Source organism: Pseudomonas baltica (assembly GCF_014235765.1).
GTDB lineage: Bacteria > Pseudomonadota > Gammaproteobacteria > Pseudomonadales > Pseudomonadaceae > Aquipseudomonas > Aquipseudomonas baltica.
The window spans coordinates 66055-78632 of record NZ_JACMYH010000006.1; the positions used below are offsets into that span (position 1 = coordinate 66055).

The window sequence follows — 12578 nt, forward strand, 5'->3', positions numbered from 1 at the left end:
CAGAAATCTGCCCTTGGCCGCCCGAAGCTCGAAAGCAGCATCCGTGCCATATCAGAAAAGCGCTTTGGTAACAGTGAGTTGAGTTATTGCTCTGGCTTAATTCAGATCATTTGGTCCGAAGTAGAGCACTTGGTTTGTGCGCCCGGCACGATTACGGGGCGCTCAGTTCGCCCTGGGTCGCACGCCATCGAGTATCAACCCGCGCAACCCCACCAGGACCTCTTCGAAGAACACCGGATCGTGCAGGGTCTTGCCGGTCACGGCCTCCACCTGGGTGCGGAAGTCGGCGTAGTGCTGGGTGGTTGCCCACAGCGAAAAGATGAAGTGGTGCGGGTTGACCGGCGCCAGTTGGCCCGTCGCGATCCAGTGCTCGATCACCGCAACCTTGGTGTCGACGGTTTCGCGCAAGGGCTGCTGCAGTTCACTGAGCATCAGCGGGGCGCCCTGCATGATCTCCATGCAGAACAGGCGCGATTCCGCTGCGTGATCCCGGGACAGTTCGAGCTTGGCTTTTATATAGGCACCGATGGCCTCTACCGGGTTCTTGTCGGCAGTGAAGTACTGCAGGGGGCTCAGCCAGACCTCCAGCAACTGCCTGAGCACGCTCAGGTAAAGGTCGTCCTTGCTGGAAAAGTAGTACAGCAGATTGGTCTTGGACACGTCGGCCCGGGTGGCTACCTGATCAAGACTGCTGCCGTGCAGGCCATAGCGCGAGAACACATCCAGTGCGGCGCCCAGTATGGCGGTGCGCTTGCTTTCCATCAGTTGCAGCCGGCGCTTGAGTGCCGCTGCGCTGGGCTCTCGGGTCGCCTTGACCACAGGCTTGGGCTTGACGTTGCGCGCGCGCTTGGCACGGGGCTCGTTGGCGGGTGGCTGTTCTTTCACGCGACTGGAACCTGCAGCTGGATGTAGGCGGCCATGATAACGGGCGAATGTCTGCCGACGATACAGGCAGGGCAGCGGCGTGCATCGTTTTGCACCGGCAGCCGGAAAAGCGCACAAACCAAGTGCTCTACTTCGGACCAATTGGTCCACCAATACGCCTGTTTAATTCATAAGTTTATGAAAAGCATAGCTTAATCAAACCTGGCCCGATCCCTGCTAAGTACCCTTTCATGCGCAACCTGTCCGGTGCGTAACGCTCATTACTCAGAGAGGGACCCACATGGATATCGGTGTTTTCACTCCTATTGGCAACAACGGCTGGCTGATTTCCGAAAACGCGCCGCAGTACCTGCCCACCTTCGAATTGAACAAGCAGATCGTGCAGAAGGCCGAGCACTATGGCTTCGACTTTGCGCTGTCGATGATCAAACTGCGCGGCTTCGGCGGCAAGACCGAGTTCTGGGAACACAACATGGAATCCTTCACGCTGATGGCCGGGCTTGCCGCCGTCACCAGCAAGATCCAGTTGTTCGCCACGGTCGCCACGCTGACCATCCCGCCTGCCATCACCGCACGCATGGCGGCGACCATCGATTCGATTTCCAACGGCCGCTTCGGGGTCAACCTGGTGACCGGCTGGCAGAAACCGGAGTACGAGCAGATGGGCCTGTGGCCCGGCGACGAGTTCTTCGGTACCCGCTACCAGTACCTGGGCGAATACGCGCAGGTACTGCGCGATCTGTGGAGTACCGGGCGCAGCGACTTCAAGGGTGAACATTTCACCATGCAGGACTGCCGTGTCAGCCCGCGCCCACAGGCCGACATGAAGCTCATCTGCGCCGGCCAGAGCGAGGCGGGCATGGCCTTCTCGGCGCAATACGCCGACTACAACTTCTGCTTCGGCAAAGGTGTGAACACCCCGACCGCGTTCGCGCCCACGGCCCAGGCGTTGCTCGAAGCCAACAAGAAGACCGGCCGCCACGTGACCTCCTGCGTGCTGTTCATGATCATCGCTGCCGACAGCGACGAGGCAGCACGTGCGCGCTGGGAGCACATCAAGGCCGGCGCCGACCAGGAAGCCATTGCCTGGCTGGGCGAGAAGGGCTCGGCAGACAAAAGTGCCAGCTCCAACCTGCGGCAGATGGCCGACCCCACCTCGGCGGTCAACATCAACATGGGCACCCTGGTCGGCTCGTGGGCCAATGTGGCGCGCATGCTCGACGAAGTCGCCAGCGTGCCGGGCACCCAGGGCGTGATGCTGACGTTCGACGATTTCGTGCAAGGCATCGAAGACTTCGGGCAAAAGATACAGCCGCTGATGAGCAGCCGTCGCCACGTGCTGCGCACCTTGGAGGCCGTGTGATGAATACGCCCGTGAACGTTTCCGGCGTGTCCCTGCCGCTGGACCCGCACCCCGCCCGTGAACTGCCCGCCCGCCCCGAAGCGCTGCGCATGAAAGCCAGCGAAACCGCGCTGGTGGTGGTCGACATGCAGAACGCCTACGCCACGCTGGGTGGCTACCTGGACCTGGCCGGCTTCGATGTGTCGAGCACGGGGCCGGTGATCGCCGCCATTCAGCGATCCATTTCGGCAGCCCGCGCCGCTGGCATCCCGGTGATTTTCTTCCAGAACGGCTGGGACCCGGCCTACGTCGAGGCCGGCGGGCCCGGCTCGCCCAACTGGCACAAGTCCAATGCGCTGAAAACCATGCGCAAGCGCCCCGAACTGCAAGGGCAGCTGCTGGCCAAGGGCGGTTGGGACTATGCCCTGGTCGACGAGCTCAAGCCCCAGCCGGGCGACATCGTGGTTGCGAAGACCCGCTACAGCGGCTTCTTCAACTCCACCTTCGACAGCACGCTGCGCGCGCGCGGCATCCGCAACCTGGTGTTCACCGGCATTGCCACCAACGTGTGCGTCGAGTCGACCCTGCGCGACGGCTTCCATCTGGAGTACTTCGGCGTGGTGCTGGCCGATGCCACCCATCAGGCGGGCCCCGCATTCGCTCAGCAAGCCGCGTTGTTCAACATCGAAACCTTCTTCGGCTGGGTCTCCAGCGTCGATGACTTCTGCACCACCTTCGCCCCTGTCGGGCAACCCTCCTGAGGACGCACAGATGACCAAGCAATCGATTATCCCTGCAGGCACCGGCAAGCCCCTGGCGCCGTTCGTTCCGGGTTCGCTGGCCGATGGCGTGCTGTACGTCTCGGGCACCCTGCCGTTCGACAAAGACAACAACGTGGTGCACGTCGGTGACGCGGCAGCGCAGACCCGTCACGTGCTGGAGACCATCAAGGGTGTGGTGGAAACGGCTGGCGGTACCCTGGATGACGTGACCTTCAACATGATCATGATCCGCGACTGGGCCGACTACCCCAAGGTCAACGAGGTGTACGCCGAGTACTTCGCCGGCGAGAAGCCTGCGCGCTATTGCATCCAGTGCGGTCTGGTCAAACCCGACGCGCTGATCGAAATCGCCAGCATCGCTCACGTTGGCTGACGCTCAACCCGGAGGTTTCCATGCACCACTCCATTCAAGGTCGCCAGGACCCCAGCGCGCCTACTTTGCTGCTCAGTTCCGGTCTCGGCGGCTCGGCCGGGTTCTGGGCCGGTGATCTGGCGCTGCTCGGCGAGCATTTCCGGGTCGTGACCTACGATCACGCCGGCACCGGGCGCAGCCCTGCGCAACTGCCCGAAGGCTACTGCATCGCGCACATGGCCGAAGAGCTGCTGGCACTGCTCGATGAACTCGACATCGAACAGTGCCATTTCATGGGCCATGCCCTGGGTGGACTGGTTGGGCTGGAACTGGCAGCGATGTGCCCGGAGCGGTTGAGCAGCCTGGTGCTGATCAACGCCTGGAGCAGCCCCAATCCGCACAGCGCCCGTTGTTTTGCGGTACGCAAGAACCTGCTGCGTCACAGCGGCTCGCAGGCTTACGTACAAGCGCAGGCGTTGTTTCTGTATCCCGCCGACTGGATCGCCAGCAACGGCGCGCGTCTGGCCGAAGACGAGGCCCATGCTCTGGCCCACTTTCCCAGCCATGACAACCTGCTGCGGCGGATCAACGCGCTGGAAACCTTCGACATCGAATCGCGGCTGCAAGGCATTCACACGCCCACGCTGCTGATCGCCAACAGGGACGACATGCTGGTGCCGTGGCAGCGTTCCCGGCACCTGGCCGATCGGCTGCCCAATGCCACGCTGGTGGTACTCGAATACGGCGGGCACGCGTCAAGCGTCAGCGACCCGCAACCCTTCCATCATGCTGTGCTGGACTACTTTCAAGGACTTTCACTATGACCGTGCCTCATTCGCTTCCCGTCGAGCGTCAAGCCTTCCGTGACGCCATGGCCGGCCTGGCCGCCGCCGTGAACGTCATCACCACCGACGGCCCCCATGGGCGCGCGGGTTTCACTGCCACGGCGGTGTGCAGCGTGACCGACCAGCCGCCGACGCTGCTGGTGTGCATCAATCGCACTGCATCGGTGTACGAGTCGTTCACAGGCAACGGCACGGTATGCGTCAACACCCTGGGCAATGGCCAGCAAGCCTTGTCCAATGCCTTTGGCGGCAAGACGCCCCAAGCGCAGCGCTTCGAGGGCGGCTGCTGGAGCCAGGGGGTCACCGGTGCGCCGATACTGGAAGGTGCCAAGCTGTCTTTCGACTGCAAGATCACCAGCAGTACCAGCGTCGGTACCCACGACATTCTGGTGTGCGAAGTACTGGATATCCGCCAGCAAAACGAAGCCGATGTGCTGGTCTACTTCGCTCGGCGTTACCACGAGCTGGCCGGCACCCAGGCCAGCGCCTGAACGCAGTGGTCAGTCAGGCTTGCTCATCAACATGAACAGGCGAAACAACACCACGCTGGGCAGCAGTTGCAGGAAGCTGTTGACGCTGTCCACCAGCAGCCGTACCAGCGTGGGCTGGGTGTCGGTCCAGGCCATGGCGCTCAGGCCGTCGAGCAGCCACAGCGGGATCATGATCGCCAGCAGGGTGAACAGGATCGGCCAGAACTTGCCCTTGGTCATGTCGAAGCTTTCGCGCATGGCCTGCAAGGGGGTGATGTTGCGCAGCACCAGCAGGTATTCCGAGAACGACAGCTTGATCATCAGGTACAGGCCCGGCAGCACGAACAGCCACATGCCGAACATGATCAGCAGTGTGCTGAGGGCAGCCATCAGGGCGAAGCGTGGCCACAGGTGCAAGGCCTTGCCCAGCAGGTGCCGCCCCTGCGGCTCGTAGCCGTCGGTACGGGCGTCGAGAAACAGGATCAGTGCGGCGGTGTACAACGGGTAGAACAGCAAGCCCACGGCCACGTCGTACATGACCGTGGCGTCGGGGCCACTGGCGCGTGCCACCAGTTCGCGCGCCAGGGCTTCGCAGACCACCAGCGGCAGGCACAGGCGCAGAATCGCCCACAGGTTGATGCGGAAGAAATAGAACGAGTCGCGCAATACTATCAGCGGGTTCATGGGGCCGGGTCACAGGTCAAAAAGCAGGTCGACACTTTAGCCGATGGTGGCGCTTTTCAACACCCGGCCCGCAGGCTGCGAACGGCGGCAACGGGGGAGGGTGAACAAAGTTTAATCGCGGCCGGTCATTGAAAGGCGGGGCGCCAGCCCCATCATTGAAGCAGAACCGACGCACTGTGCGCCGGCTGTACCCATTTTGTGGGCAATCGAGCGAGGTCGCCATGAACACTGATGAACAAAGCTTGATCGACGGTCTGTTCACCCGCCTCCAGCAGGCCGAAAAAGATGGCAGTGCGCGTGATGCGCAGGCTGACGAACGCATCAAGGGGCATGTGGCCGCCCAGCCGGCCGCGCCTTATTACATGGCGCAGGCGATCCTGGTCCAGGAAGCGGCGATCAAGCGCCTGAGCGAGCAGAACCAGCAGCTGCAGACCGAATTGCAACAGGCGCGCAGCCAATCGGCAGCACCGGCACAGCAGGGCGGTGGTGGTTTCCTGTCGAGCATTTTCGGCGGCGGCACTCGCGATGCACAGCAGCCTGCGCGGGCAGTGCAGCCGCAGGGCAATGGCTGGCGCGAGCCGGCCCGCCAGGCGCCGGCGTACCAGCCACCGCCACAGCAGAACTACGCCGCCCCAGGTGCTCAGGCGCCGGCCGCAGGTGGCGGTTTCATGCGCGGCGCCCTGCAGACGGCCGCGGGTGTGGCCGGTGGTGTGATGCTGGCGCAGGGCATCAGCAGTCTGTTTCATCACGACAATCCGCAGGAGGTCGTCGAGGTGATCAAGGAAGAGCCCGCCCAGGCCAGCGACGGCGGTGGCTGGAACGAAAGCGGCGATGCCCAACAGGTCAGCAATGACAGCTGGAATGAACAGGGTGGTTTGGCGGATGCCGGTTATGACAGCGGCGATGACGGCGGCTTCATGTCCGAGGATGATGACTTCGTGTAAAGGCCGAGGGCCTCTTCGCGGGCAGAGGGCTCGTCGACCTGCCTTTACATTGTTCGGTGGACCTCATGGCCTCTTCGCGGGCAGAGACCCGCTCCCACAGGGTTGCGTGCGATCCTGTGGGAGCGGGGCTCTGCCCGCGAAGAGGCCGGCACAGTCACCCCCATCCTTGCCCCAACACTGGCATACTGGCTATCCAGAAGCTCAGGCGCCCAGCGCGACGAGGAAGTGCGGTGAAGAAGATCGCGGTGTTCGCCGATGTACAGAACCTTTACTACACCGTGCGCCAGGCCTACGGCTGCCATTTCAACTATGCCGCGCTGTGGGCCGACATCGGCCAGCGTGGGCAGATCGTCGAAGCCTATGCCTACGCCATCGACCGTGGCGACAGCAAGCAGCAGCAATTCCAGCAGATCCTGCGCAACCTCGGCTTCACGGTCAAACTCAAGCCCTATATCCAGCGCAGCGATGGCTCGGCCAAGGGCGACTGGGACGTGGGCATCACCATTGATATCATGGACGCCGCCGATCACGTCGACGAAATCGTGCTTGCTTCGGGCGACGGCGACTTCGACCTGCTGCTCGACCGCATTATCGGCAAGCACGGGGTCGAGGCCGTGGCCTATGGGGTTCCGGGCCTGACCGCCAACTCACTGATCCGCGCCGCCACCCGCTACGTGCCAATCGAAGGCGCGTTGCTGCTGAAGAACTGAGGTTTCACCGCTTTGGAACGCATTGCTGTCATCGACTTCGAAACCACTGGCATCTCGCCGAACATGGGCTGCCGCGCCACGGAAATTGCCGTGGTCATGCTCGAGCGCGGCGAAATCGTCGGGCGCTACCAGAGCCTGATGAACGCCGGCCTGCCCGTGCCTGGCTTCGTTGCCAGCCTCACCGGCATCACCACGGCCATGGTGCGCAAGGCACCACCGGCCGCCGAGGTCATGGCCGAAGTGGCCGAGTTCGTCGGCAGCACGCCGTTGCTTGCGCACAATGCTTCCTTCGACCAGAAGTTCTGGGACCACGAGCTGAGCCTGCTGCGCCGGGCACGGGTGCAGAGTTTCGCCTGCTCGATGTTGATGGCCCGGCGCCTGTTCCCTGGCGCGCCGAATCACAAGCTGGGCACCTTGACCCAGTGGGCGAAACTGCCACACACCGGCCAGGCTCACCGGGCCATGGCCGACGCCGAGATGGCCGCCAACCTGACCCAGCACCTGGCGCTGGAACTGCGCGAACGCCACGGGCTGGCCGAGGTGTCCCATGGGTTGTTCTGCACGCTGCAGAAAGTGCCGATGGCGAAGATGCGCGAGGTGTTGCAGAAGTATCGGATGGGCTAGGGCTGGAGGGCCTCTTCGCGGGTAGAGGGGAGTGCCGCCCGCGCCGTTCCCATCAGGAAAGAATAAAAACACGCCATGGATGACCTTTGAAATGCCTGCCAAGTCCCGCTTCCCCCTGCTGCTTATCGGCGCTTTTCTGGCCCTGTACTTCGTCTGGGGCTCGACGTACCTGTTCATCCGTATCGGCGTCGAGTCCTGGCCACCGTTGCTGATGGCCGGGGTGCGCTTTCTCATCGCCGGAACCCTGCTGTACAGCTTCCTGCGCCTGCGCGGGGCGCCCAACCCCAGCTGGCCGCAATGGCGCGCAGCCGGGTGCGTGGGCATCCTGCTGCTCAGTTGCGGCAATGGTGGGGTCACGGTCGCCGAGCACGCCGGGGTGTCCTCCGGCGTGGCGGCGCTGGCCGTGGCCACCGTGCCGCTGTTCACCCTGTTCTTCGGCCTGTTTCGCGGCCAGCGCAATACTCGTCTGGAGTGGGCCGGCATCGTCCTCGGGCTGATCGGCATCGGTCTGCTCAACCTGGGCTCCAACCTGCAGGCCAGCCCGCTGGGCGCCGCCTTGCTGATTTTCGCAGCGGCCGCCTGGGCCTTTGGCTCGGTATGGAGCCGCAGCCTGCCATTACCCCAGGGCGCCATGGCAGCAGCGGCGGAAATGCTCATCGGCGGCGCGGTGCTGCTGCTCGGCAGCCTGATTTCCGGCGAGCGCCTACAGCAATGGCCGACCGCCGCCGGCTGGGGCGCGCTGGCCTACCTGGTGTTCTTCGGTTCGATCGTGGCCTTCAGTGCCTATATGTACCTGCTCAAGAACGTGCGCCCGGCGGCCGCCACCAGTTATGCCTACGTCAACCCGGCAGTGGCCGTGCTGCTGGGCATTCTCTTCGCCGGCGAGCACATCGGCGTCGAGGAGTGCGTGGCGATGGCGGTGATCATCGGTGCGGTGGTGTTGATCGGGGTGCCGCAATGGCGCAAGGCGAAAGCGCTGCCGACAGGGTAAACTGCCGGCCATTGCGAAACATCTTCTGACGGTAGACCCATGACATTCGCCACCCTTGGCCTGATCGAACCCCTGCAGCGCGCCCTTGAAACGCTTGGCTACCAGACGCCGACCCCGGTGCAGACCCAAGCCATTCCGGCAGTGCTGGCCGGCCGCGACCTGATGGCTGCGGCCCAGACCGGCACCGGCAAGACCGCCGGTTTCGCCCTGCCATTGCTGCAGTTGCTGGCCATGGAAGGGCCCAAGGTGGCAAGCAATTCGGTGCGCGCGTTGGTGCTGTGCCCCACGCGCGAGCTGGCCGAGCAGGTCCACGCCAATATCGTCGAGTATGGCGAGCACCTGCCGTTGAGCACTTATGCCGTGTACGGCGGGGTCAGCATCAATCCGCAGATGATGAAGCTGCGCAAGGGCGTCGACCTGCTGGTGGCGACGCCTGGGCGTCTGCTCGATCTGTATCGGCAGAACGCGGTGAAGTTTTCCCAGCTGCAGACCCTGGTGCTGGATGAAGCGGATCGCATGCTCGACCTGGGCTTTTCCGAGGAGCTGCGCGACATCTATGCGGCCTTGCCGAAGAAGCGTCAGACCTTGCTGTTCTCGGCGACCTTTTCCGATGCCATTCGCTTGCTCGCCGGGCAGATGCTCAACGACCCGCTGAGCATCGAAGTCAGCCCGCGCAACGTGGCGGCCAGCTCGGTGCAGCAGTGGATCGTGCCGGTGGACAAGAAGCGCAAGGCCGAGCTGTTCTGCCATCTGTTGAAGAAGCAGCGCTGGAAACAGGTGCTGGTGTTCGCCAAGACCCGTAACGGCGTCGACGCATTGGTCGAGAAGCTGCAAGGTCTGGGTGTCAACGCTGATGGCATCCACGGCGACAAGCCCCAGGCCACGCGCCAGCGCGCGCTGGATCGCTTCAAGGCCTCGGAGGTGCAGATCCTGGTGGCCACCGATGTTGCCGCGCGCGGCCTGGACATCGAAGACCTGCCGTTGGTGGTCAACTTCGACCTGCCCATCGTCGCCGAAGACTACATTCACCGCATCGGTCGCACCGGTCGCGCCGGGGCCACCGGTGAGGCTATCTCGCTGGTCTGCGCCGACGAAGTGCAGTTGCTGTCGGCCATCGAAACGCTCACCCGGCAGACGCTGAAGCGCGTCGACGAGCCTGACTTCGTGCCCGACCACCGCGTGCCGGACACCGATGCCAGCGGCCAGGTGGTGAAGAAACCGAAAAAGCCGAAGAAGCCCAAGGTCAGTGGCAGCAAGAAGAACCTGGGCAAGTGGGTCGACAGCGGTGATTCACCGGTGGATGCGGTGCCGGTGGTCAAGCCAGTGCGCAAGGTCCCGGTGTTCAATACCGGGCCGCGCAAGCGCAAGCCTTGAGGTGTGTGGGGGCCTCTAGGCCCTCTGCCCGCGAAGAGGCCCTAGAGGCAAACATCACCCCCGAGCCAGCCACTCCAGCACGCCATCCGCCGCGCGCCGGCCGCTGGCGAAACAGGCTGTCAGCAGATAGCCGCCGGTAGGCGCTTCCCAGTCCAGCATTTCACCCGCGCAGAAGGTGCCTGGCACAGCGTTGAGCATCAGGTGCCGATCCAGCCCTTGCAAGTCCACACCGCCCGCCGTGCTGATGGCCTCGTCCAGCGGCCGCGCGCGCACCAGCGTCAGCGGCAGGGCCTTGATCGCCAAGGTCAGCGCATCGAGGTCGGCAAAGGCTTGCGCATCGGTCAGCTCCCGCAGAAGGCCGGCCTTCACCCCTTCCAGGCCCAGTTGCCCCTGCAGGTGCCGGGCCATGCTTTTAGACCCCCGCGGCTTGTGCAACGCGGCCCGAACCTTATCCACAGGACGATCCGGCAGCAGGTCCAGATGCAGGGTCGCTTTGCCTGTGCGGTTGATCGCCTCGCGAATCCCGGCTGACAGTGCATACACCAAACTGCCTTCCACCCCCGTTTCGGTCAGCACGAATTCACCCCTGCGCGATGGCTCGCCAGCCAGCCCGAGGGCAACGTTCTTCAGCGGTGCGCCGGCGAACTTCTCCCGCAGCAGCGCGCTCCAGCCCGGCACTTCGAAGCCGCAGTTGGAGGGTTGCAGCGGCTTGATCGGTACACCGCGATCATGCAACCACGGCACCCAGGCGCCGTCGGAACCCAGCCGCGCCCAGCTAGCGCCACCCAACGCCAACACCGTGGCATGCGCAGGTATGGCCAACTCGCCTTGTGGATTGGCGATGCGCAAGCTGCCGCCGGCGTTCCAGCCCAGCCAGCGGTGGCGGGTGTGGATAACCACGCCGGACTCGCGCAGGCGCTTGAGCCAGGCCCGCAGCAACGGTGCGGCCTTCATGTCGGCGGGGAACACCCGCCCGGAGGTGCCGACGAAGGTGTCGATACCCAGGCCATGAATCCATTCGCGCAGCCGTTGCCCATCGAATGGGTCCAGCCATGCTCGAACGTCCTGCGCACGTTCCGCATACCGCGAAACGAAAGCCGGGTAGGGCTCGGAATGGGTGATGTTCATGCCGCCGACGCCTGCCAGGAGGAATTTGCGGCCCACCGAGGGCATGCCGTCGTAGACGTCGACGGCCACGCCGGCAAGGCTCAGCACTTCGGCGGCCATCAGGCCCGCCGGGCCGCCGCCGATCACGGCGACGCGAGGGGAAGAAGAGTGCATGTAAGCGGATCGACAGGGAAAGAACGAGAATTCTACACGGCTCGTTCCGCTCCTGTATCCACAGGCGATGTTGATCAATATTTGATCGGCTTCCTGAAAGCCCCACAGCGCAAGGCCTGCAGCCTGTTTTGCGCAGGTTATCCACATGCGGTTGCACAGCGGATGTGGGTAACTCGCGCTTGCGCGTGCAAAACCGCTCGACATCACTGATCAAAAAATGACCGCTTCGCCCATACCCCCGCCTGTACGGCACGCCAGGCGCTTATGCGCAGATTATCCACAGGCAGTTGCACAGCGATTGTGCGTAACTTATCCACCGCTGCGCCGGTGTGCATAACTCATACGGTCAGGAAGAACACCATCAACAAGGGCCCGACCACCGTCAGCAGAAAACCGCTGACCAGGGCCACCGGGAGCAATTCGGGCGGACACTTCTGCTTGATGATCGGCAAGGTCGAATCCAGGGAAGTGGCACCGCCTGCAGCGATGCATTGCAGCGGACGCCGCGCGCCCAGGCTGTAGAGCAGACCGATGGCGAGGATCTCGCGGAACAGATCGGTCAGCAGGGCCATGGCGCCGAAGGCTTCACCGGCATGGTGGCCCACCAGCACGCCGGACAGGGTGAACCAGCCAAAGCCACTGGACAGCGCCATGGAAATGGCCAGTGGCTGGCCTGTGGCCCACGCCGCGAGCAGGCCGCCCAGCAGCGAGCCGATCACCACCATCGCGGGAATCTTCAGCGTGCGCAGCGAATACCACGACGGGTCGGGCCGGACTCCGTAGAGGTCCAGCCCAACCAGCACGATCAGTACATAGAGGAAGTAGCTGGTCGAAGGCCAGGCGAAACCCGAGCCGTCGGCCGCGCCCCACAGGTGATACATACCGACGCCCAGCGCCAGGGCGAGCAGCGCGATCAGACACTCCTTGAGCGGTGGGACAATGCCCGCCAGCCCCTGACGCGCCGACGCTGGGTGGGCCACTGCAGCAGCGGTGCCCCACGACAGCATCAACCAGGGCACGGCGGTGGTGAGCAGGGCGAAGACCAGCGCGGTGAGCGCCGATTCGCGTGCCGAGTTCAAGGCGCCCAAGACATTGCCGAATTCGTAGCCGATCGAAAACAGCAGCAGCCAGATGAATGGGGTGATCAGCTTCACCAGCCGCTTGCGCAGTTCGGGGCTGATGAAAATTGCCAGCAGCCAGCCGCCGGCCAGCGCCAGCAGAATGGGCAGGAGTGAAGCGACGATCGAAAGCATTGTTGCAGGCCTTGTGCAAAATCCATGGAGTGGTGCGGGTG

At 63.7% G+C, this 12578-nt stretch carries 14 protein-coding genes; 10 read left to right on the plus strand and 4 right to left on the minus strand.

From position 1 onward, the window contains the following. Window positions 1–162 precede the first annotated feature (162 nt). A complete protein-coding gene (rutR, locus tag H7993_RS17610; RefSeq protein WP_122795434.1) occupies window positions 163–885 on the minus strand; it encodes an HTH-type transcriptional regulator RutR in 723 nt (240 codons plus the stop codon). A 280-nt stretch (window positions 886–1165) separates the two neighbouring features. On the opposite strand from rutR, the gene rutA reads away from it, so the two are divergent. Genes rutA through rutF form a run of 5 tightly spaced genes read left to right on the plus strand, consistent with a single transcriptional unit; the run spans window position 1166 to window position 4697 of the window. Next, a complete protein-coding gene (gene rutA, locus H7993_RS17615; RefSeq protein WP_185795165.1) occupies window positions 1166–2248 on the plus strand; it encodes a pyrimidine utilization protein A in 1083 nt (360 codons plus the stop codon). Next, window positions 2248–2988, plus strand: a complete 741-nt coding sequence (gene rutB / locus H7993_RS17620) for a pyrimidine utilization protein B (protein WP_185795166.1) — start codon at window positions 2248–2250, stop codon at window positions 2986–2988. Before rutA ends, rutB begins: the two co-directional genes overlap by 1 nt. Window positions 2989–2998: 10 nt before the next feature. After that, window positions 2999–3382 carry a pyrimidine utilization protein C gene (rutC, locus tag H7993_RS17625; protein WP_122475450.1) on the plus strand — a complete coding sequence of 128 codons (384 nt, stop codon included), beginning with the start codon at window positions 2999–3001 and terminating at the stop codon, window positions 3380–3382. A 20-nt stretch (window positions 3383–3402) separates the two neighbouring features. Next, window positions 3403–4185 (plus strand): pyrimidine utilization protein D, encoded by a 783-nt coding sequence (gene rutD / locus H7993_RS17630; protein WP_185795167.1) that lies wholly within the window; start codon window positions 3403–3405, stop codon window positions 4183–4185. Then, window positions 4182–4697 (plus strand): NADH-dependent FMN reductase RutF, encoded by a 516-nt coding sequence (gene rutF / locus H7993_RS17635; RefSeq protein ID WP_122795430.1) that lies wholly within the window; start codon window positions 4182–4184, stop codon window positions 4695–4697. Before rutD ends, rutF begins: the two co-directional genes overlap by 4 nt. A 9-nt stretch (window positions 4698–4706) precedes the next feature. Here the strand turns inward: rutF and H7993_RS17640 are convergent, their stop codons facing one another. Next, window positions 4707–5360, minus strand: a complete 654-nt coding sequence (locus H7993_RS17640) for a YciC family protein (protein WP_122475444.1) — start codon at window positions 5358–5360, stop codon at window positions 4707–4709. A gap of 221 nt (window positions 5361–5581) precedes the next feature. On the opposite strand from H7993_RS17640, the gene H7993_RS17645 reads away from it, so the two are divergent. From H7993_RS17645 to rhlE1, 5 genes are all read left to right on the plus strand, one after another. After that, the gene (locus tag H7993_RS17645) at window positions 5582–6304 is read left to right on the plus strand and encodes a DUF2076 domain-containing protein (protein WP_185795168.1); all 723 of its coding nucleotides are present in this window, start codon (window positions 5582–5584) and stop codon (window positions 6302–6304) included. A 230-nt stretch (window positions 6305–6534) separates the two neighbouring features. Beyond that, entirely contained in the window at window positions 6535–7014 is a 480-nt protein-coding gene (locus H7993_RS17650) for a LabA-like NYN domain-containing protein (protein ID WP_043192734.1), read from the plus strand. Between the two features lie 12 nt (window positions 7015–7026). Further along, window positions 7027–7638, plus strand: a complete 612-nt coding sequence (locus tag H7993_RS17655; RefSeq protein WP_185795169.1) for a 3'-5' exonuclease — start codon at window positions 7027–7029, stop codon at window positions 7636–7638. A 91-nt stretch (window positions 7639–7729) separates the two neighbouring features. After that, window positions 7730–8629 carry a drug/metabolite exporter YedA gene (gene yedA / locus H7993_RS17660; RefSeq protein WP_185795170.1) on the plus strand — a complete coding sequence of 300 codons (900 nt, stop codon included), beginning with the start codon at window positions 7730–7732 and terminating at the stop codon, window positions 8627–8629. A 39-nt stretch (window positions 8630–8668) separates the two neighbouring features. Further along, complete coding sequence (rhlE1, locus tag H7993_RS17665; RefSeq protein WP_185795171.1) at window positions 8669–10003, plus strand: RNA helicase RhlE1; 1335 nt, start codon at window positions 8669–8671, stop codon at window positions 10001–10003. A gap of 54 nt (window positions 10004–10057) precedes the next feature. On the opposite strand, the gene H7993_RS17670 is transcribed toward rhlE1, so the two are convergent. Both H7993_RS17670 and H7993_RS17675 read right to left on the minus strand, forming a co-directional pair. After that, window positions 10058–11284: a TIGR03862 family flavoprotein gene (locus H7993_RS17670; RefSeq protein ID WP_185795172.1), complete on the minus strand. Its 1227-nt coding sequence runs from the start codon at window positions 11282–11284 to the stop codon at window positions 10058–10060. 338 nt (window positions 11285–11622) lie between these two features. Continuing rightward, the gene (locus tag H7993_RS17675) at window positions 11623–12537 is read right to left on the minus strand and encodes a LysO family transporter (protein ID WP_185795173.1); all 915 of its coding nucleotides are present in this window, start codon (window positions 12535–12537) and stop codon (window positions 11623–11625) included. Window positions 12538–12578 lie beyond the last annotated feature (41 nt).

What these genes read in the sequence shown, in the direction of transcription:
- rutC (WP_122475450.1), top strand. Translation starts at nt 2,999, where the DNA reads ATGACCAAGCAATCGATTATCCCTGCAGGCACCGGCAAGCCCCTGGCG.
- rutF (WP_122795430.1), top strand. Translation starts at nt 4,182, where the DNA reads ATGACCGTGCCTCATTCGCTTCCCGTCGAGCGTCAAGCCTTCCGTGAC.
- rutD (WP_185795167.1), top strand. Translation starts at nt 3,403, where the DNA reads ATGCACCACTCCATTCAAGGTCGCCAGGACCCCAGCGCGCCTACTTTG.
- H7993_RS17670 (WP_185795172.1), bottom strand. Translation starts at nt 11,284, where the DNA reads ATGCACTCTTCTTCCCCTCGCGTCGCCGTGATCGGCGGCGGCCCGGCG.
- rutA (WP_185795165.1), top strand. Translation starts at nt 1,166, where the DNA reads ATGGATATCGGTGTTTTCACTCCTATTGGCAACAACGGCTGGCTGATT.
- rutB (WP_185795166.1), top strand. Translation starts at nt 2,248, where the DNA reads ATGAATACGCCCGTGAACGTTTCCGGCGTGTCCCTGCCGCTGGACCCG.
- yedA (WP_185795170.1), top strand. Translation starts at nt 7,730, where the DNA reads ATGCCTGCCAAGTCCCGCTTCCCCCTGCTGCTTATCGGCGCTTTTCTG.
- H7993_RS17675 (WP_185795173.1), bottom strand. Translation starts at nt 12,537, where the DNA reads ATGCTTTCGATCGTCGCTTCACTCCTGCCCATTCTGCTGGCGCTGGCC.
- rhlE1 (WP_185795171.1), top strand. Translation starts at nt 8,669, where the DNA reads ATGACATTCGCCACCCTTGGCCTGATCGAACCCCTGCAGCGCGCCCTT.
- H7993_RS17640 (WP_122475444.1), bottom strand. Translation starts at nt 5,360, where the DNA reads ATGAACCCGCTGATAGTATTGCGCGACTCGTTCTATTTCTTCCGCATC.
- H7993_RS17645 (WP_185795168.1), top strand. Translation starts at nt 5,582, where the DNA reads ATGAACACTGATGAACAAAGCTTGATCGACGGTCTGTTCACCCGCCTC.